At 37.9% G+C, this 17,908-nt stretch carries 22 protein-coding genes and 1 tRNA gene; 14 read left to right on the forward strand and 9 right to left on the reverse strand.

The window, feature by feature from the left end:
* Positions 1-46: 46 nt before the first annotated feature.
* Together D0T08_RS07875 and D0T08_RS07880 are read right to left on the reverse strand one after the other, a co-directional pair.
* Complete coding sequence (locus D0T08_RS07875; RefSeq protein ID WP_116982078.1) at positions 47-793, reverse strand: polyphosphate polymerase domain-containing protein; 747 nt, start codon at positions 791-793, stop codon at positions 47-49.
* 48 nt (positions 794-841) lie between these two features.
* Positions 842-2,272 (reverse strand): CotH kinase family protein, encoded by a 1,431-nt coding sequence (locus tag D0T08_RS07880; RefSeq protein WP_116982079.1) that lies wholly within the window; start codon positions 2,270-2,272, stop codon positions 842-844.
* A gap of 116 nt (positions 2,273-2,388) precedes the next feature.
* Here D0T08_RS07880 and D0T08_RS07885 point away from each other — a divergent pair, with 116 nt between their 5' ends.
* The 4 genes from D0T08_RS07885 (at position 2,389) to D0T08_RS07900 (ending at position 5,229) form a co-directional block, all read left to right on the forward strand.
* The gene (locus D0T08_RS07885; RefSeq protein WP_116982080.1) at positions 2,389-2,991 is read left to right on the forward strand and encodes a Crp/Fnr family transcriptional regulator; all 603 of its coding nucleotides are present in this window, start codon (positions 2,389-2,391) and stop codon (positions 2,989-2,991) included.
* Between the two features lie 73 nt (positions 2,992-3,064).
* Complete coding sequence (locus D0T08_RS07890; protein ID WP_116982081.1) at positions 3,065-3,736, forward strand: hypothetical protein; 672 nt, start codon at positions 3,065-3,067, stop codon at positions 3,734-3,736.
* A gap of 94 nt (positions 3,737-3,830) precedes the next feature.
* The gene (locus tag D0T08_RS07895; RefSeq protein WP_116982082.1) at positions 3,831-4,910 is read left to right on the forward strand and encodes a DUF4365 domain-containing protein; all 1,080 of its coding nucleotides are present in this window, start codon (positions 3,831-3,833) and stop codon (positions 4,908-4,910) included.
* Positions 4,911-4,995: 85 nt separating this feature from the next.
* Complete coding sequence (locus tag D0T08_RS07900; RefSeq protein WP_116982083.1) at positions 4,996-5,229, forward strand: hypothetical protein; 234 nt, start codon at positions 4,996-4,998, stop codon at positions 5,227-5,229.
* 3 nt (positions 5,230-5,232) lie between these two features.
* On the opposite strand, the gene D0T08_RS07905 is transcribed toward D0T08_RS07900, so the two are convergent.
* Positions 5,233-5,307: transfer RNA gene (locus D0T08_RS07905), tRNA-Arg, on the reverse strand.
* A gap of 58 nt (positions 5,308-5,365) precedes the next feature.
* Positions 5,366-5,944 (reverse strand): thymidine kinase, encoded by a 579-nt coding sequence (locus D0T08_RS07910; RefSeq protein WP_116982084.1) that lies wholly within the window; start codon positions 5,942-5,944, stop codon positions 5,366-5,368.
* A gap of 155 nt (positions 5,945-6,099) precedes the next feature.
* On the opposite strand from D0T08_RS07910, the gene D0T08_RS07915 reads away from it, so the two are divergent.
* From D0T08_RS07915 to D0T08_RS07945, 7 genes are all read left to right on the forward strand, one after another.
* Positions 6,100-7,368: a hypothetical protein gene (locus D0T08_RS07915; protein WP_116982085.1), complete on the forward strand. Its 1,269-nt coding sequence runs from the start codon at positions 6,100-6,102 to the stop codon at positions 7,366-7,368.
* 59 nt (positions 7,369-7,427) lie between these two features.
* Entirely contained in the window at positions 7,428-8,297 is an 870-nt protein-coding gene (locus D0T08_RS07920; RefSeq protein ID WP_116982086.1) for a hypothetical protein, read from the forward strand.
* The gene (locus D0T08_RS07925; protein ID WP_116982087.1) at positions 8,294-9,277 is read left to right on the forward strand and encodes a 2-hydroxyacid dehydrogenase; all 984 of its coding nucleotides are present in this window, start codon (positions 8,294-8,296) and stop codon (positions 9,275-9,277) included. Before D0T08_RS07920 ends, D0T08_RS07925 begins: the two co-directional genes overlap by 4 nt.
* Before the next feature lie 56 nt (positions 9,278-9,333).
* The gene (locus D0T08_RS07930) at positions 9,334-10,005 is read left to right on the forward strand and encodes a DUF2461 domain-containing protein (RefSeq protein ID WP_116982088.1); all 672 of its coding nucleotides are present in this window, start codon (positions 9,334-9,336) and stop codon (positions 10,003-10,005) included.
* A gap of 303 nt (positions 10,006-10,308) precedes the next feature.
* Entirely contained in the window at positions 10,309-11,025 is a 717-nt protein-coding gene (locus tag D0T08_RS07935) for a pirin family protein (protein ID WP_116982593.1), read from the forward strand.
* A gap of 26 nt (positions 11,026-11,051) precedes the next feature.
* Positions 11,052-11,627, forward strand: a complete 576-nt coding sequence (locus D0T08_RS07940; RefSeq protein WP_116982089.1) for an NADPH-dependent FMN reductase — start codon at positions 11,052-11,054, stop codon at positions 11,625-11,627.
* Positions 11,628-11,657: 30 nt separating this feature from the next.
* Positions 11,658-12,512 carry a pirin family protein gene (locus D0T08_RS07945; RefSeq protein WP_116982090.1) on the forward strand — a complete coding sequence of 285 codons (855 nt, stop codon included), beginning with the start codon at positions 11,658-11,660 and terminating at the stop codon, positions 12,510-12,512.
* A 43-nt stretch (positions 12,513-12,555) separates the two neighbouring features.
* On the opposite strand, the gene D0T08_RS07950 is transcribed toward D0T08_RS07945, so the two are convergent.
* From D0T08_RS07950 to D0T08_RS07960, 3 genes are all read right to left on the reverse strand, one after another.
* Positions 12,556-13,359 (reverse strand): SDR family oxidoreductase, encoded by an 804-nt coding sequence (locus tag D0T08_RS07950; protein ID WP_116982091.1) that lies wholly within the window; start codon positions 13,357-13,359, stop codon positions 12,556-12,558.
* Between the two features lie 143 nt (positions 13,360-13,502).
* Positions 13,503-13,997: a hypothetical protein gene (locus D0T08_RS07955; protein WP_116982092.1), complete on the reverse strand. Its 495-nt coding sequence runs from the start codon at positions 13,995-13,997 to the stop codon at positions 13,503-13,505.
* Between the two features lie 13 nt (positions 13,998-14,010).
* Entirely contained in the window at positions 14,011-14,559 is a 549-nt protein-coding gene (locus D0T08_RS07960; RefSeq protein WP_116982594.1) for an RNA polymerase sigma factor, read from the reverse strand.
* Between the two features lie 169 nt (positions 14,560-14,728).
* Between D0T08_RS07960 and D0T08_RS07965 the strand changes: the two genes are divergently transcribed.
* Together D0T08_RS07965 and D0T08_RS07970 are read left to right on the forward strand one after the other, a co-directional pair.
* Positions 14,729-15,070: a DUF6249 domain-containing protein gene (locus D0T08_RS07965; RefSeq protein WP_116982093.1), complete on the forward strand. Its 342-nt coding sequence runs from the start codon at positions 14,729-14,731 to the stop codon at positions 15,068-15,070.
* 21 nt (positions 15,071-15,091) lie between these two features.
* Entirely contained in the window at positions 15,092-15,982 is an 891-nt protein-coding gene (locus D0T08_RS07970) for a nuclear transport factor 2 family protein (protein ID WP_116982094.1), read from the forward strand.
* Positions 15,983-16,167: 185 nt separating this feature from the next.
* On the opposite strand, the gene D0T08_RS07975 is transcribed toward D0T08_RS07970, so the two are convergent.
* Both D0T08_RS07975 and D0T08_RS07980 read right to left on the reverse strand, forming a co-directional pair.
* The gene (locus D0T08_RS07975; RefSeq protein ID WP_116982095.1) at positions 16,168-16,656 is read right to left on the reverse strand and encodes a hypothetical protein; all 489 of its coding nucleotides are present in this window, start codon (positions 16,654-16,656) and stop codon (positions 16,168-16,170) included.
* A gap of 45 nt (positions 16,657-16,701) precedes the next feature.
* Positions 16,702-17,184, reverse strand: a complete 483-nt coding sequence (locus D0T08_RS07980; protein WP_116982096.1) for a DinB family protein — start codon at positions 17,182-17,184, stop codon at positions 16,702-16,704.
* Between the two features lie 104 nt (positions 17,185-17,288).
* Here D0T08_RS07980 and D0T08_RS07985 point away from each other — a divergent pair, with 104 nt between their 5' ends.
* On the forward strand, positions 17,289-17,882 hold the full coding sequence (locus D0T08_RS07985) for a methyltransferase (RefSeq protein ID WP_116982097.1): 594 nt from the start codon (positions 17,289-17,291) through the stop codon (positions 17,880-17,882).
* The last annotated feature ends 26 nt before the right edge of the window (positions 17,883-17,908 follow it).

The following is a 17,908-nucleotide window of genomic DNA, read 5'->3' on the forward strand; positions in this document are numbered from 1 at the left end:
AATGTATTTATAATATAAATAAGTCTTTAATAAACTAATCACTAAATCACTCATTCACTAAATCACTCAATATTTTGTCGAGTTTTCTCAACACCGGCTTAAACGAATTGCGTTTGACGTTTTCAAGAGTTGCGATTCCTACGGAATATTTACTGAAACTTGCCTGTGAGATATGTCTTTTTTTGAAACTTTGTACAATCGGGCTAAAGATTGAGCCTTTATCCTGCTTGATTTCTGCAACTATCAACCCTTGATTCGCCTTTTTTAGTTCACCTTTCTGGAAAACCAGATTCAGGTCTAAAGTAAGGCGCTCAGTGAAGTCCTTTCTGACTAAGGTGATGCGGTCGAAATAAATCCAGAGTTGGTCGTGTAAGCGTTCGGGCTCTTGTAGAAAGCGATTGAATAATTGATAATCGTCATTTTGCAATTCCTTATTCAGACTAATGCGTTCTTCTCTGTATTTAACCGTACGGCTATTGCTGATTTTCTTTTTTACCTCAAAAAACACCAGCCCGGTGTCTGAATAGCGACGATAGCGAACTTTCAAACGATTAGGTTTACCATTATGGTGTTGGTAATAAAGCGCGTAATCATCAGTATCAAAATACAAAGATTCGTAGCTATGTGAGCGCTTCTGATTGATTTCCAGAATATGATAATAAGGCTTGATTTCCTCCAATATTTCAGATAATACATTTGTATGAAAGATGTATTTACTATCTACCCGATTGAGCAGCTTAACAGCTTCGATTTCGGCTAAAGAGACGCTTTCAAATGTTTGTAGGTCAATCATATCGGGTGTAATAGCTTCAAACAGCCTGTTAATCTACGAATAAAAATGTTATTTCAAAAATGTTGTCACGGCCTGATTACGTGTACTCACATGCGTTTTAAGTGTATTCAGTTCGGTTGTAAAAGCTGCCGTACTGGTCAGATTAGAATAAGGTTTCTGCTCTACCTCGCTGCCGTTTACATAGGGGGCTATCAGGTTATGATATTTGTCAAAAAGCGTTCCCATTTTTGCTACTGTAAAAACATTACTGGCAAACTCACCTACATATTGTTTGTATTTGGCATAATATACCGCATCATCAGCAACGTATCTCAACAAAGGCCATGATTTAGTAACCTCTGTCATAGCTAACGAAACTGCATTTCTTCCGCTGGTTTTCATCGATTCGTTATGATCCCACGGAATCCAGATAAGCTTTTTTGTCGGCGAATTATACAGATAATAATTATGGGCCATAGCTCCGTAGGCATCCCAGTTCACAATCGTATTATTCACAGCCAGATATTTCAGATAATGGTCAACATTGAAAGTTTTTTCTAAGTTGGCTCGCCAGATAGATGCATCTGAGATACGATTCGTTGCATTAAGGGCAGTAATAAATGCCTGTACATCACTATAATCGGCTTCGGTCTTGTTATTCTTCTTTTCAAACTGACTCTGTGTAAAAGATTGAAAGGTCGATTCAGGCTTGTATATATTGCCTTTACTCTCGGGGTCGTCGGTAAACTGGTTTTTTACCATTGTGTCGTCTACTACCTCAACCATTGTATAGATGCCGCAGTATTTTTTACCATCACCAAAATCAATATATACTTTGTAGAAGGCAGTTTTAGCTGCAGGAACACCTGCCTCCCTAAAAATATCAGCCGCCACTTTCTCACGTATTAAAGAATTATCTCCATAAGCGGGCGACATGGATAATTCCTGAAAACCATACAAGCGTTGATTTTTGATGGCAGGAATCTTATCTTCAAACTCATCCATATTCAAACGAAAAGGAAGTTTATAAACACCCGAACGCCAGATTGACGATAAACTCGAATTACCTTTCAGGCGAAAGCCCACATTCGTCCAGATTTTTTCGTTGAATTTCATCGTAACGGCAAAGTAAGCAGGTTCGTCTGTTCCGAAAGATACAGCACCGCCTCCTCCATTTCCGCCACCACCCGGGCCTCCTCCAGCTCCACCCATACCTCCCGCACCGCCTGTACCACCGGAACCAAAGTCATTACCATATTTGGCTTTCATATCGGTTCTGATACTATCCCATTGTGTTTTCCGGATGGTAATTTCTAAAGAATTAACGGCCTCTTGCGGAAAGACAACTGCATAGTTGGGTGAAACCTCACTGCCATGCGACTCAGCCGTCCAGTCTGGATTAGTAGCGGTTGAAGGGGTTACATCCTCCTCCTTAGGTTTGCAGGCGGCAACCCAAAGCAGAAAAATGACCGTGGGCCATACGAATCGCAGTTTTTTCATATTGGTGTTAAAAAGGGTGTTTGCTCGGATAGACGCAAAAAGATTAAAGCGGGTTGCTTGCATAATTTTGGGTTTTTGAGAATATTGCTCAGATGTAACTGATAAGCATCCTGACAATGATACCTGCGGAAAAAGCCCCAATCTGTGAATTTATATCGAAAATCTATCCGATGTCGCAAGAACAATTGGCTTCGGTAGTAGAATATTTTAAGCCCAGAGAATTTCAGAAGAATGACTTTGTGCTGGAAGAGGGGAGGGTATGCCAGATTTACTATTTCATGGAAGAGGGATTCATGCGGGCTTATACTTATGATCACGATGGGAATGAGGTAACTACCGCCTTGTATTCATCCAGGCAAATAGTTTGCGATTTGTCTTCATTCTTCAAGAGAATACCTGCCCAGGAATATATCCAGACTCTGACCGATTGTAAACTCTGGTACATCACCTTTGAGGAATTGCAGCACGTTTTTCACGCTATGCCATATTTCCGTGAGTTTGGTAGAATGATTCTGGTAAATTCTTATGCACAATTGAAACAAAGAATGCTTTCAATGCTACAGGAAACAGCCGAAACCAGATATGCTAAATTGATAGAAACAAACCCAATGATTTTTCAGAAAGTGCCTTTAAAAATGATTGCTTCTTATATCGGGGTAACAGATACCTCATTGAGCCGTATCAGAAAAGAATATGCAAAAAACAGAAATAACAATTGAAAACTTGCCAAATGGCAAGAATTAATTGCAAGCTCAAGGCTTCCTTTGCATAGAAATTAAACATGTATTATCAATGCAACATCTGCCTTTTTATATATCCTTAGTGATGGGTCTTAGCACTTTTTTAAGTGTATATTTCCTGGCCAGGGCTTCTTCAAAATATACTACCCGAATCTTAATAATAGCTACTATCTGGCTTGTGATACAGGCCTTGCTAGGCACAAGCGGTTTTTATGCAAATACTCAGGCTATGCCACCAAGATTTCTGTTAGCTATTGGCCCCCCTTTATTATTAATCATCAGCTTATTTGCTATCAAAAATGGAAGGAATTTTATAGACGGATTAAACCTTAAAACCCTGACTATCCTGCACGTTGTCAGAATACCTGTAGAACTGGTTTTATTCTGGCTATTTCTTCATAAGGCAATACCTGAAATTATGACCTTTGAGGGGCAAAATTTTGATATTCTTTCGGGCATTACGGCACCTATTGTATACTATCTATTCATCAAAGAGCGCATAGGGATGGGCATTATGCTTCTATGGAATTTTGTCTGTCTGGTGCTTTTAATCAATATCGTTAGCACAGCTATTTTATCTGCACCATTCCCTTTTCAGCAACTGGCTTTTGACCAACCTAATGTTGCAGTATTGTATTTTCCTTTCAACTGGTTGCCCGCTTGTATAGTGCCGATTGTATTGTTTTCGCATTTGGTGGCGATTCGGGGGTTGTTGAGGGGGTAGAAGAATTCTAACCTATATTTCTCCTTGATTTAAATAATGAAATTATCGATTTTTTTTATTAAATTTAAAGAAGAAACTAATCGAATTAGAGCCTATGACTTCCCGCAATTTAAATATTAAAACTGAACAACAAGGTGTTCGTTATATACAAGGTATAGTTCAAGATAACAATTCAATTTTTCAAAATATTAATAGAGAGAATGATCAGGGTAACGACTGTTACATTGAGTTTGTAGAAAATGGGTATGCTTTAAATTATGGAATATTTGCACAAATCAAAAGCGGAATGAGCTATAGGGATAATCAGGGTTATAAGATTCCTACAGATAAAGCACATCTCAAATACTGGAGTCAAGGATTAAATCTTAGTATTGGTATTGTGTATGACCCAGAATTACAGAAGGCATATTGGGTAGATATTACTGCTTATATAAAAGCTAACAATAATATTCTAAATCAAGAATATCACGCGATAAGAATCGATACAAAAAATGAATTCTCGCAAGATTTCTTTCCTGGTTTCATGAAGTATTGTATAGATTTTAGGGAAGAATTTAATAATTATGAAAATTATGGTAGAAGCTTAGATGCATTTGCAGATTTAGATAATCCTAATAATTGTTATGAGGGATTAAAATCTTTATATTCTAATCATAGAGATAAGCAATCAACTTGGTTTTATATTATTTCGACCTTTTCAAAGATAAAGCACGAAGGTATTCAAAGAAATATTATAGGTCTTCTAAGTAATTATACTTATCAACCGTATATATTTTATTCTAATTCTAAACTTCTACCTTCTGAGGAAATTCGGGAGAAGATTTCAGAATTAATGACAAAGTATTTTAGGAAAGAAGAAGTTGAATTAACTTTAAAATATATGGAAAATGGTATAATTAAGGGTAGTTTTAGCTATTTAGTATTTCTTGTAATAAATTTTGTAAGTGATATTCATATTATTTTTAAAGACATATCTTTTAGCGTCGGAATAGATGATGATAAAAGAAATTTTTGCTTTTGGTTATATATTCATTTAGCAAAATTTCATTCAATTGAAGAGACAATTAAAACAACAGAGTTATTTCTCTCAAAATTTCCAATTGGGTATAAAGATGAGGCTATGATAGGAGTTATAGAAAGTATTAAGATTGGACAGTTGTGGCCGGTTGGATAGACTATCTTTATCACCTCAATACTTTAATAATCGTGCAAAAAACTCAAAACTTAATAAGGATTTTTGCAAATAAACTTTTAATGCTATGGAAGAGAAAGATTTTATTGGTTACCATGAGTGGGGTATTCGTGTATCAAGATTGATGGAACTCATAGCAATGACAAACCGTACTATTCAAGTGCACAGAGAAGAAGGAGATTCAGAACTTTATATAAAGCAATATGAAGAAGTACTTGAAAGACATACAGATGAATTACAGGAATTAATGAAAGTAATGGGCTTAGCAGTTCAATTAACCCCATTATCTAATGTAGCTTAAAACTGGTGTTCCCGAAGGGATTCGAACCCCCATCATCAGAACCGGAATCTGACATTCTATCCATTGAACTACGGGAACAGGATACTATTAAATTTTTAGAACCGCAAAACTACGAAAATCTTTTTTCAAATACTATTTACGGATTTAAATGATAACAACGGCGGCAACGGGCTTCGTATCTTTCAGATTCTCCCAGAAGCACTTGCGGCCCGTCAGCAGTTTTACGGTAGGAATAATGAGCAATATCGCCACAGACTACGCAAATGGCATGTACTTTTGTTACATATTCGGCTATAGACATCAGATTAGGCATTGGTCCGAACGGCACACCTCTTGAATCCATATCTAAGCCTGCCACAATGACTCTTTTTCCCTGTTCAGCCAGTCTATTCACTACCTCAACAATTCCCTGATCAAAGAATTGAGCTTCATCAACACCCACCACATCACAATCACTACACATCAGCAAAATTTCTTCTGAGGTATTCACAGGCGTAGAACGGATAGCCGTCTGGTTATGCGAAACTATATCAGCTTCGTGGTAGCGGACATCAATGGCAGGTTTAAATATCTCAACTTTTTGCTGCGCAATTTTTGCCCGGTTCAGCCGCCGAATCAGTTCTTCTGTCTTCCCTGAAAACATAGAGCCGCAAATTACTTCAACCCAGCCTGTCTTATGTCCTTGTCCTCTACCTCTTTTTGGTTCAATAAACATTATTTTCCTAATTTTTTCGTTCTAAGTAAAACTGGCAAAAAAGTTGTAGTAAATTTACAGTTAGTTAGCAGAAATGATGTTCCACATGACGTACTAACCTTAGCTTCCAGTCATAAATTATAGCTATTTAACTTACAAAACAAATAAATTTAAGAATGTCGAACAAATTGAATTTGTCGGCCGTTGAACGGTACAGTAAGGCTTATGCAGCCCGTGTGTGTGATGAGTTTTTTGCCCAGAACAATACTATCTCTGGTAAACAAATACTTTCTTTATGTAATGTACAGCAGGTTAACCTGTTGACTATAAGGGCTTTGTTTGAAAAGTGGCAAGGAGATACGCAGCGTTTACGCAGCCCATATTTTGACTTTACTGCGCCTGAAGTACAACAAGCATTAAAGAACTTTATGAATATAGTTTCACAATTTATTTCGGTGAAACGCGAACAATTTGAACCTCTGTTGGTAGATTCTGTGGGTGAAACCCTGGTATTAATTCTTGAACCGCAGACTTTTTATAAGGAATTAATGCGCGACCTGCCGAATTTCAGATTTACACAGGAAAATGCCGCCCCTCTCGCTAAATATATACAAATTAATAAGCAGGTGCTACCGGGTTTGGTTGAAAAGCTGAATGGCAAAGAGTTTGTATTTGCCAATCAGGCCATGGCCTGGATTGATGAAATGCCGATTACTGCCGAGACTCCCGATAAATATCTGTCACTTTTTGCGCAAAAAGTAGCAATTCCTGAGGAATTGGTGCCTACTAAAGCTGTTTCAGTTTCTGAAGTTATCAGCAGCCCGGCTTCATCTTCTTTCTTTGATTTAGAATTGAATAAACCTGTGGTAGAAGAAAGACCTTATACACCTCCTCCGGTAGTAATTCCACCACCGGTGGTAATTCCTGAGCCTAAAATACAAGAATATAATGCTTATGTGGAAACTCCGCAGTATATAGAACCACCCAGGCCGGAACCGGTAAAAGAAATAGTAGTTGAAAGACCTGTGCCTGTATTTGAGCAAAAACTCAATTTGGTGGCATCTAAAGTAAATGAATCGGCTTATGATAAATCGCCATCAAAAGAGCTGGAAGAAATGCGGTTGAATGAGAGATTGGCCAGTGAACAAAAAAGTCTGAACGACCAGACTAAAGCGAACAGAACGATTCTTGATCACCATCAGAATAACCGCATTGAGGGCATTAATAGTGCAATCTCATTGAATCAACGATTCTTATTTACTAATAATCTTTTTGGAGGGAACATACAGGCATTTTCGAATGCATTGGATGAAATTGAATTGTGCAAAGATTTCAGTGAAGCTAAAGAATTGATTCTGAAAAAATATGTTCCTCGCTACTTATGGGATATCACAGGTGCAGAGGCCGAAGAATTTATAGAAATTGTAAAGCGCAGATTTAATTGATTATTTGATTTGCCTTTTTCTGAGTAACCCCGTATTTTGCTTCAAAATCAAACGCTACCTTGGCTAAGAAAGAAGTAAAATATGGGGTTAAGTTTTTTCAGGGCAAAAGACTGAATCTTCTTTGCTTCTTTTGTCTTCTTTCTATTCATCAGGTAAATGCTTCGGGTGAACCTTTTCCCATAGGAGCCAGAAGCTGGGGCATTGGCAATGCAAATGCAGCCATTGCCGACAAACAATCCATTTTTAATAATCCTGCCGGATTGGGATTTCTGACGGATAATTATATTACCACATCTTATCATAATCGCTACACTGTTGCCGGATTGAATACTTTTTCTTTAGGTGGAAACTATACTACTCAATTTGTCAATATAGGGTTAACCGTAGAGCGTTTTGGTGATAAATTGTATCATGAAGAGAAACTGGGAATGACCTTAGCCAAAAGTACCAACAGAGTTTCTTTGGGTATAAAAGTATCTTACCTGCAAGCGGCGGTTGAGGGTTTGGCTGTTAAGCAAACAATCCTGACAGAATTTGGGGTAATGGCCAAACTGAGTTCGACTCTGCAACTGGGTTTTTGCGGGTATAACCTTACCGGTGCCAGGCTTTTTGTTTCGCAACGCGTACCTACTGTGCTTCGTTTGGGCTTGGCTTATCAACCCACTAAACAGTTATCATTGGTTGGGGAGGCTGAAAAAGACATAGTTCTGCCCATCTTATATAAAGTCGGACTAGAATATCAGATAGTCAAAAATTTTTATCTTCGTACAGGTATTACTTCTAAGGTTAGTAATGTCCATTTTGGCATTGGTTTTCAGGCAAAACAATTTATCTTTGATTATGCCGCCAGTAGCCATTCAATACTGGGTTTTTCGCATCATCTGACATTAGCCTATCAATTAGGTAAAGTACCAAAGAAATCGTTATGAAAATCGCATTTTTCAGTACAAAACCCTATGACCGGGAGTTTTTTGAAAAATATAATGAAGCAAATCAGATTAGCTTCTATGAAGTAGCTTTAAACGAACAATCCATTCGTCTGGCAGAAGGTGCTGAGGCAGTCTGCGTATTTGTGAATGACAAAATCAATGCTTCAATTATTGAGGCATTACAAAAAGCAGGTGTTCAGTTAATTGCGCTCAGATGTGCAGGTTTTAATAATGTAGATTTAGGAGCTGCCAGAAATGCCAGTATCAAAGTAGTTCGGGTACCTGCTTATTCGCCTTATGCTGTGGCAGAGCATGCTTTGGCCTTGATTATGACCTTGAACCGTAAAACACATAAGGCCTATAACCGAGTGCGTGAGGGTAATTTTTCTTTAGAAAAATTGACAGGCTTTGATTTATATCATAAAACTGTTGGCATAATAGGTACAGGTAAAATAGGAGGAATATTTGCTAAAATCATGTTGGGTTTGGGTTGTAAAGTGCTGGCTTACGATATGTTTCCTGATGAGCATTTAACAGCTGCAGGAGTAAATTATGTGGACTTTGAAGAGTTGCTCATTCATTCCGATATAGTTTCTTTACATTGCCCATTGACAGAAGCTACCCGACATCTGATTAATGCAGAGGCACTGGCACAGATGAAACTAGGAGTGATGTTGATAAATACGAGTAGGGGAGCCCTGATTGATACCCAAGCTGTAGTGGAGGCGCTAAAGAATAAAACATTGGGTTATCTGGGCATTGATGTATACGAACAGGAGGAAAATATATTCTTCAACGATTTGTCGGGACAGATTCTCCAGGATGATACGCTGGCTAGACTGATGACTTTCCCGAATGTATTAATAACCTCTCACCAGGGCTTCCTGACTGAGGAGGCATTGACGCAAATAGCCATTACCACCTTGCAGAATGTCAGCGATTTTGAACATAAAATTGCCCTGATAAATGAAGTAAAGTAGTCGGGAACTTTTCACATGAACTTATTATTTTTATAGATAAACTCAACACTATAGACATGATACAAGCGCAAACACTACAATTTTTAGAAGATTTAAAGGCTAATAATAATAAGCCCTGGTTTGATGCCAATCGCAAAACTTATGAAGCTGCCAAGGCAAACTTTGGTGAGGTTGTGGGGCAACTTATTATAGGCCTTGGTAAATTTGATGTGGGCATTGCAGAGACCAATCTACAGGTAAAAGATTGTATCTTCCGTATCAATCGTGATGTACGTTTTTCCAAAGATAAATCGCCTTACAAAACTAATTTCGGTGCATGGTTCAATGGAGGAGGGAAAAAAGCACACGGAGCTGGCTACTATTTTCATATTGATGCCAATGAGTGCTTCCTGGCAGGTGGAGTCTGGATGCCGGAAACAAACGATTTAAAGAAAATCCGTGATGAAGTTGATTATAACTACGAAGAAGTAAAAGGCATTATTGATGCCGAGAGTTTCAGAAAACAATTTCCTAATGGGCTTGACAGAGAAGCAGCTACTGTTCGTCCGCCCAAAGGATATGATGAAAGTAATCCTGCCATTGAACTCTTAAAACTCAAGAGTTTTACTGTCTCTAATGCCTTTAATGCATCAGAATCACTCAAAAAAGATTTTGACGCTACCATCCTGGCGGGCTTCGAAGCCATGCATCCATTTGTTGAATTTTTGAACAGGGCAATCAAAGGATAATTTAGTGAATGAGTGAGTTAGTGATTGTGTGATTAATCTTGAACTTTGATTTACTTGATTTATGTGATTGCACTGAAATAACTACCTATATTTTCATAAGGATAACTGATTTAACCATTCTTTATTAAATCAGATTAATCACATAAATCAGGTAAATCAAAGTTCAGACAGCTATTCACTAATTCGCAATTCGCCATTCACGATTAAAAATTAATCACTAAATCGCTCATTCACTAAATCACTCAATAGCTTTGAACTAATTCGTAAATATATATGTATATACATTAAATGTAAATGTATAAAATGAGAACAATATATTATAAAGCTGATGAAAGAGGACATGCCAATCATGGTTGGTTAGATGCCTGGCATTCTTTCAGTTTTGCAGGATTTCAGAATCCAGAAAAAATACACTTTGGTGCTTTACGGGTATTAAACGATGATATGATCATCGGTGGCAGAGGTTTTGGAATGCACCCGCACGATAATATGGAAATTGTTACCATTCCACTTTCAGGTGATTTAGAGCATGCTGATAGTATGGGTAATAAGGGGGCTATCGGTAAAGGCGAAGTACAGGTGATGTCGGCTGGTACAGGAATTTATCACTCTGAACGAAATAAGAATATCGACAGAGCACTCAGGCTTTTACAAATCTGGGTATTTCCGAAGTTGAAAGACATTCAGCCACGTTACGACCAGAAGGCTTTTTCTATTAAAGGTAGAAAAAATCAATTGCAGACAATAGTTTCACCACTTGGTTCGAAAGATGGGGGCATGGGTATGAATCAAGATGCGTGGTTCTCTCTGACTGACCTTGACCAGAATAAGGAACTGACCTATACACCTAAATTGAGTACAAATGGTGTGTATGCCTTTGTGATTGAGGGAGAAGCGGAAATAAACGGACAACTGTTAGGACGCAGAGATGCTTTAGGTATCAGCGAAACCGATGAAATTTTAATTAAAGCCAATACAGACTCGGAAATTCTCCTGATAGATGTTCCGATGTCGTTTTAAGCTAAATATCTTAAACCAGAGAAAATATGAAAATTGAAATCATTTCAGGAAGCCCAAGGCAAGAAAGCGTTACGGCGAGAGTGGCCACTTATTTACAAAAACACCTGAGCGAGATCACGGATGCCGAGGTAGGCATTATTGATGTAAGAGATTATGAATTACCTTTTGTTCAAAAAGTCTGGACTTCGGTAGACGCGGTTCCTTCAGAATGGAAATACTTGGGTGAACGTATGTTTTCGGCAGATGCGTTTATTCTGGTAACACCCGAATACAATGGTAGCTATTCGCCTGCAATGAAGAATTTATTAGACCATTTTCCGAAACAATTACATAAACCTTTTGGTATCGTAACAGCTTCGACAGGAATAATGGGTGGTATGAGAGCCAGCCAACAAGTAATAAGCCTGGTTGCTGCTTTGTTTGGTATTGCTTCTCCGCACATGCTGATTGTGCCCACTGTAGACAAGAAATTTGATGCCGAAGGGAATTTAACAGATCCGACATTCTTTAAAGCGATTGAGATGTTTACCAACGAATATATCTGGTTAGTAAATAAAATAGTAGCCAGAAAAGAAGAACCAGTATTACAACCACATGCCTAGTGTTTAAGGAAACACACTATCTCTGAAATAATGAAAGCTCGTACTATTCAGAACATTAGTTTTGCAAATGAGGTCCAGATGGGGCCCATGCGAGTAAAACAACCTTTACCTGCCACCAATATCAGACAGGTGAGTCCTTTTATATTGTTACACCATGCAGGGCCAACTTATCATAACCCTGATGCCAGTAAGCCACGTTTAAGCCCTCACCCACATAGAGGATTCGAACCTGTTACCTTTTTGTTTCAGGGAAAAATCCATCATAAAGATTCTTTAGGAAATGAAGGATTTTTGAATGCCGGAGATGTTCAATGGATGACTTCCGGCAAAGGCATTATCCACTCAGAAGGGCCATCGGCAGAATTTATGCGCGAAGGTGGTAATTTTGAGTTGATACAATTGTGGGTAAATCTGCCTCGTGCACATAAAATGACTGAACCAAAGTATCAACACCTGACTAAAGATACCATGCCTGTAATCAAGGAAGAGGGAATAGAAATGCAGTTAGTTGCAGGGAATTATAAAGGTCAGGCAGGCGCGGCTTCTACTTTTTCACCCATATTAGCAATGATGGTAAATTTTGAAGCAGGAGCCAAGACTTTCTTTGAGTTACAAGGGTCTTATAATGCCTTAGTGTATGTACTTGATGGAGAAATAAAAACCAACGAAACTATTATAGAAAAATTGAATATGGTCACATTCGACCATGAGGGAGAGGGGATAGATTTTGAGGCCATTACCAAAGGCAAACTATTGTTTCTGGCAGGCGAACCTATTCAGGAGCCACTTTCTACCTATGGGCCTTTTGTAATGAATTATCCTGCTGAATTGAAGCAGGCCATAGAAGATTATGAATTAGGATTGATGGGAGTGCTGGAAGATTGATTGAAAGCGAAAAGGGTGGTATATTTTATACCACCCCTTATTTTTACTTCTGCACACCCTCTTTAGGGCCTTGCTGTTTATAAACTCTTTCAGCCACAATTTCGTCTGGGGTTATACTGCTCATGGCTACTTGTAGCTTATTATTTAAGCCGGATACTACCATATCGTCTCCATTCATCAGGGCATTGTATCCATCCATTGCCACATCGGCTGGGTCAGCTAGTTTACCATCTTTTACTGTTTTAGAATGTAGCATATCAGCTTTTCTGAAAAAATCAGTAGCTGTTGCTCCCGGTAGGAGGGAAGTAATCACCACACCACTATCTTTTACCTCGGCTCGTATCGCTTCAGTAAATGAATGCACAAAGGCTTTAGTACCATGATAAACTGCCTGAAAAGGCCCTGGTACCTTACTTGCCACCGAAGCCAGATTCAGAATCTTACCACTTTTTCGCTCAACCATTTCTATCAGAAACAGTTTAGTCAGCGCTACCAGACTGGTAATATTCAACTGGATAATGTCCATTTCCCGCTCAATATCAGTATTAATAAATTCGCCATATTGCCCTTGTCCGGCATCATTTACTAAAATATCTATCTGTAAGCCTTTTGATTTTACAAAATCATATACCTCGAAAGGGGCATTTTTCTTAAATAAATCTTTGGCAAATGTCACTACTTCTATGGTATATGCTGCTGCTAATTCATGAGCTACTCTATCTAATTCTTCCTGACTACGGGCGACAATGATAAGGTTATGACCGTCTTTTGCCAATAATCTGGCTAATTCGTAGCCAATACCACTTGTTCCCCCTGTGATTAATACGTATTTCTTATTCTTTGCCATAATTATCTGTATAAATGATTATGCTTTAAGAAGCGCAAAAATATCACCATCATAATTTTGACAGAAAATACCAGTTGTTGGGGGAGGATTTCAACAAAACGCAGGTATTTGAGGAAGAATACCCACATGGCACGAAGAGAGTTTTACACCTGATATTTCTTTCTGTTTGAAAGAAAATAGTCAATCAAAACCAAAGAGCTAACGGCAAATAAACACGCTAACATGAGCGCAGGAAGCGCATTGATTTGCCTGATAATTTCGCCCGTAACCTGATTAATGTTACTAGCTAGTGGAAGAGGTTTATTGTTCGTTTGAGCCGATTTACCGAAAAGGCTAATTAAAGTTATAATAAAAGTGGCGGTCATACCTATACCATACCAGACCCTTTTACTGATAATAGGCTTAAAAACTACCTTACTCTCTAATCGCTCTATATCTTTCATCAAATTTTGAGTAAAATCAATAGATGGCTCTTCTATCAGATGTTTCTCCAGTAAAGCGTCTAAAGCCGGATTGACTACAATGGCTTCCTGTGCTTCAATCTTTTGGATAAGTATAGTAGTAAAATCAGCCGTTGGCTGGTCTGGTTCTACTGATTGAATCAGTTTTTTTAGCTTGTATTCTTTGTCCTGTGCCATCCTCCTGAATTTTTTATAACAAAAAATGCAATTCCTGTTCTAATTTTTTCCTTGCCCGAAACAGCTTAATCTTGATATTATTCATAGCCAATCCTGTTATTTCTTCAATCTCTTTCAACGAATTTTCGTTCAGATAATATAAAGTAATCAGCAAGGCTTCACCTTTAGGAAGCCGCTGAATGGCCTCCTTTACATATCGCTGCTCTTCTTTTGTTTCTAATGCAATAGATGGAGGGCTTGTTTCATCAATTACATAGTTCTGATGAGCCTCATCGTCAATCGTTAAAAACTCTACTTTATTTTTAGGTAACTTATTGAGTGCGGCTCTATACACAATGGTATAAAGCCAGGTTGAAAACTTTGATTTATTCTCAAATGTATGAATTTGCTGATAAGCTTTCAGAAAACTTTCCTGAATGATGTCTTCGGCATCTTCTCTGTTGTTTATAATTTTTAAAGCTACCGTAAAAGCCATGTTTTTGTATTTATTCACAAGAAATGCATAAGAAGCCGAATCTCCCTTTTTTACTCGTTCTATATAGGCTTGGTCTTCTGTATACATTAATTCTTGGGTAGTCTTTGTTGTATAGTAAGACAAACATCTGCCAGCGGTGGTTACAGGATAATCAGTATTTTTTATGAAATTTATTTTTTGAAAAATCTGTAACCAACCATTCATTCCCTTTGTCTTATGGGTGTTAGTTCGATAATCATTTAAAATTACTACAAAAATGGATGAAATATTAAGAGACGCGTTGGTATCGGTTTCTGCCTTTGCAGGGATTTTCGGTATAGTCTACGTTTATCTGACTGCCCGCAACCGCGAACGCCTACTGATGATAGAACGCGGCACAGATGCCTCAAAACTGTTTAATTCCAGAGGTCGCTTACAGTTACAGACACTAAAGTTCGGAATGCTTTTCGTAGGCATTGCCCTTGGGATTTTAATAGGGAATATTCTTCATAAAAAATATGATTTAGACAAAGGAGTAGCCTTTTTCTCGATGGTATTCCTCTTTGGCGGCCTCAGCTTAATAATCCACTTTCTTATCGATAGGAAAATCAAAGATTAAATTTAAACACAAAATTATATAATGAAAAAGCAAAGTATCTTACTGGCAGCTATCTGCCTTATGAACCTCCTTTTGCCTTTAGGTAACCTAAAAGCGCAATCAAAGCCCAATTCTCAGACTATTTTTAATGAACTAGCCCAGAAAGATAGTGTTTTGTTCAAAGCCGTATATAACTGCGAGGTAGATAAAATAGACGGTATTTTAAGCAAAGATTTCATGTTCTACCACGATGGGGGTTACTTTGGTGAAACTTCTAGTGAATCATCTGCTCAGTTTAAAACCAATTTGCAAAAGAACTTTTGCGATAGAGGAATCAAAGTAAAAAGGCAACTAGTAAAAGGTAGTTTGCAGGTCATTGTAGTGAATGAAGAAAAAGCGACGCAATCGGGGGTACAACGTTTTTATATGGGAGAGAAGCTGGTAGAAGAATCTAAATTTTCTCGTGTATGGCAAAAGCAAAAAGGCTTATGGAAAATGACACAAGAACTGGATTATCTGGTGAATACTAAGTTTGCTTCAAGAACTGAAGGAAATAAGCTCTATAATGAGATTGCTCATATGGATAGTGTATTATTTAATGCCTTTAACACACAAGATCAGGAGACAATAAAAAATGTCTTTGACCCAAGCCTCGAGTTTTATCATGATAAGGGAGGACTCACTAATTATACCCAGAATATAGATTCATTCAAAACCCTGTTTGCTAATAATAATGGATTGAACCGTAAGTTAGTTGAGGGAAGCATGGAGGTATATCCCGTCAAAGATTATGGTGCTATAGAAGTTGGGGAACACACATTCTGTCATAAAGAAAACGGAAGAGATGATTGCGGCACTTTTAAATTCCTGCATATCTGGCAGAAAAAAGATGGCGTTTGGAAAATTACAAGGGTAGCTAGTTATGACCATTGATACCACCGCGTCACGCCTCTACTCGTCCGAAAAAGGGCGTGGCACGGTTGTGCGCTTAGGTATATATATTATTACAACATCATACATATTATGTAATAATTACTAGTAGATAATTCTCCAAACGCTTTAATCGTGCCACGGACTTTCTCGGCCGAGTAGAGCCGTGGCACAGTTATAATTTACGCTTATTTAATACCCTGCAACAATTTATTGGCGCTACCTGCCATATAGCCAAGCCCATCATAATTATTATAAAAGGCTATTTGCTCATTTAATACTCTTCTGAATATCTCTTTTGTCTCTTCGCTTTTTCTATTAATAAGCCCGCTAAGGATTGTTCTTTTTTCTTCGTCAATAAACCATTGTGATAGTATAAAACCATAACTCATAATTGCATGATCATTGAATATTTCAATGGCATCGACTAATTTCTCAACATAAGTTTCGATAGGATAGCCTTCCATAATACGATTCAGGCATTCGCTAAGCCCTTCTGACAGAAAATCAAAATCTTCGCTATCGTCATAAAAGCCATGACATATGGTGTCGAAATCTTCAATCGTTAGAGTGCCTTGGTTGGATAGTTGGGCAATCTCCTCAAATACTTGATAGTCTTGATCATTAGTTAATTGACGAGCATTGATGATGGATTCTTTATTTAGCTGTGGGTTCATTATAAAGTATTATGTAAATATGAAAATTTTACTGTGCCACGATTGTTAAACATTATAAATATTCTGAAACTTACTGATAATATTTGCCTCAGGCAAAATCACCCTTAAGTGATGTTTCATATGCTCTACATAATCTTCCATAATAAAAGCAAGGGTGAAAGGTTTACTTCCTCCGATACTTATGGTGTTTTGTAGATGTGCTGGATTTACTGATTCTATAATATGTGCAAGGTGCATATTATAGGCATACCAGAAACTAATAATCTTTTGCCAATTGCTAATATTATACTGCTGTTCAGCTACCCAGAAGTCCTGCGCGTAGCCTACAAATTCAGTATGTGGTTGTGCCATGGTGCGCACAAACTTATGATGGTTGTTGGAGGCAGAATCTATCAGATGGCCTAAAATCTCTTTTTTTGACCATTTATGTGGTTGCGGTTTAATGCTGGCATCGGGCTCTGAAATGGCTTGCAAGGCAGGTAAAACCTCTTGTAATGTCTGGCGTAGGGAGTCGGCAACGGCTTTCATTTTTCTTGATATACTTGTGTTAAAGGCAAATCTGCAAATTATCGGGCTGATGTGCTAACATTTGCCTATAAATTACAGTTCATTATCAAAAAAGTAAAAAATTGATGGATACTTTGTTGAATGATGACTATTGGAGTCAACGCTATGAAGCAGGTGAAACAGGTTGGGATATTGGTTATGTATCTACTCCGTTAAAAGAGTACTTCGATCAATTGACAGATAAATCTGTTTCTATCCTGATTCCGGGTTGTGGAAACTCTTACGAGGCTGAATATTTGCTTCGACATGGCTTTACGAATGTTACCTTGATTGATATTTCGGCGGTTTTAGTAGAACGTTTGCAGGAAAAATTACAATTTTACATCGAAAATGGTAATTGTCGGGTAATTCATCAGGATTTTTTCTTCCATCAGGGACAATATGACCTGATTATTGAACAAACCTTTTTATCAGCGCTTGACCCTGCTTTAAGACCAAGATATGTAGAGCAGATGCATGATTTACTAAAGCCCGGAGGTAAGCTGGTAGGTGTGATTTTTGATTTTCCGTTTGAAGGAGGCCCTCCTTTTGGAGGTTTAAAAGAAGAATACCTAGCTATGTTTGCGCCCTATTTTCAATCTGTTATTTTTGAGAGATGCATCAACTCTATTCCTCCACGAGCAGGAAACGAATTGTTTATTCGTCTCGACCGTAAATAGTAACCTAAAAGCACTATTAATAAACA

This window comes from Emticicia sp. C21, from assembly GCF_003418935.1.
Taxonomy (GTDB): Bacteria; Bacteroidota; Bacteroidia; order Cytophagales; family Spirosomataceae; genus Emticicia.

Excerpts from the sequence above, each read along its gene's own strand:
- D0T08_RS07875 (WP_116982078.1), bottom strand. The coding sequence starts at position 793 with ATGATTGACCTACAAACATTTGAAAGCGTCTCTTTAGCCGAAATCGAA.
- D0T08_RS07880 (WP_116982079.1), bottom strand. The coding sequence starts at position 2,272 with ATGAAAAAACTGCGATTCGTATGGCCCACGGTCATTTTTCTGCTTTGG.
- D0T08_RS07885 (WP_116982080.1), top strand. The coding sequence starts at position 2,389 with ATGATACCTGCGGAAAAAGCCCCAATCTGTGAATTTATATCGAAAATC.
- D0T08_RS07890 (WP_116982081.1), top strand. The coding sequence starts at position 3,065 with ATGCAACATCTGCCTTTTTATATATCCTTAGTGATGGGTCTTAGCACT.
- D0T08_RS07895 (WP_116982082.1), top strand. The coding sequence starts at position 3,831 with ATGACTTCCCGCAATTTAAATATTAAAACTGAACAACAAGGTGTTCGT.
- D0T08_RS07900 (WP_116982083.1), top strand. The coding sequence starts at position 4,996 with ATGGAAGAGAAAGATTTTATTGGTTACCATGAGTGGGGTATTCGTGTA.
- D0T08_RS07910 (WP_116982084.1), bottom strand. The coding sequence starts at position 5,944 with ATGTTTATTGAACCAAAAAGAGGTAGAGGACAAGGACATAAGACAGGC.
- D0T08_RS07915 (WP_116982085.1), top strand. The coding sequence starts at position 6,100 with ATGTCGAACAAATTGAATTTGTCGGCCGTTGAACGGTACAGTAAGGCT.
- D0T08_RS07925 (WP_116982087.1), top strand. The coding sequence starts at position 8,294 with ATGAAAATCGCATTTTTCAGTACAAAACCCTATGACCGGGAGTTTTTT.
- D0T08_RS07930 (WP_116982088.1), top strand. The coding sequence starts at position 9,334 with ATGATACAAGCGCAAACACTACAATTTTTAGAAGATTTAAAGGCTAAT.
- D0T08_RS07935 (WP_116982593.1), top strand. The coding sequence starts at position 10,309 with ATGAGAACAATATATTATAAAGCTGATGAAAGAGGACATGCCAATCAT.
- D0T08_RS07940 (WP_116982089.1), top strand. The coding sequence starts at position 11,052 with ATGAAAATTGAAATCATTTCAGGAAGCCCAAGGCAAGAAAGCGTTACG.
- D0T08_RS07945 (WP_116982090.1), top strand. The coding sequence starts at position 11,658 with ATGAAAGCTCGTACTATTCAGAACATTAGTTTTGCAAATGAGGTCCAG.
- D0T08_RS07950 (WP_116982091.1), bottom strand. The coding sequence starts at position 13,359 with ATGGCAAAGAATAAGAAATACGTATTAATCACAGGGGGAACAAGTGGT.
- D0T08_RS07955 (WP_116982092.1), bottom strand. The coding sequence starts at position 13,997 with ATGGCACAGGACAAAGAATACAAGCTAAAAAAACTGATTCAATCAGTA.
- D0T08_RS07960 (WP_116982594.1), bottom strand. The coding sequence starts at position 14,559 with ATGTATACAGAAGACCAAGCCTATATAGAACGAGTAAAAAAGGGAGAT.
- D0T08_RS07965 (WP_116982093.1), top strand. The coding sequence starts at position 14,729 with ATGGATGAAATATTAAGAGACGCGTTGGTATCGGTTTCTGCCTTTGCA.
- D0T08_RS07970 (WP_116982094.1), top strand. The coding sequence starts at position 15,092 with ATGAAAAAGCAAAGTATCTTACTGGCAGCTATCTGCCTTATGAACCTC.
- D0T08_RS07975 (WP_116982095.1), bottom strand. The coding sequence starts at position 16,656 with ATGAACCCACAGCTAAATAAAGAATCCATCATCAATGCTCGTCAATTA.
- D0T08_RS07980 (WP_116982096.1), bottom strand. The coding sequence starts at position 17,184 with ATGAAAGCCGTTGCCGACTCCCTACGCCAGACATTACAAGAGGTTTTA.
- D0T08_RS07985 (WP_116982097.1), top strand. The coding sequence starts at position 17,289 with ATGGATACTTTGTTGAATGATGACTATTGGAGTCAACGCTATGAAGCA.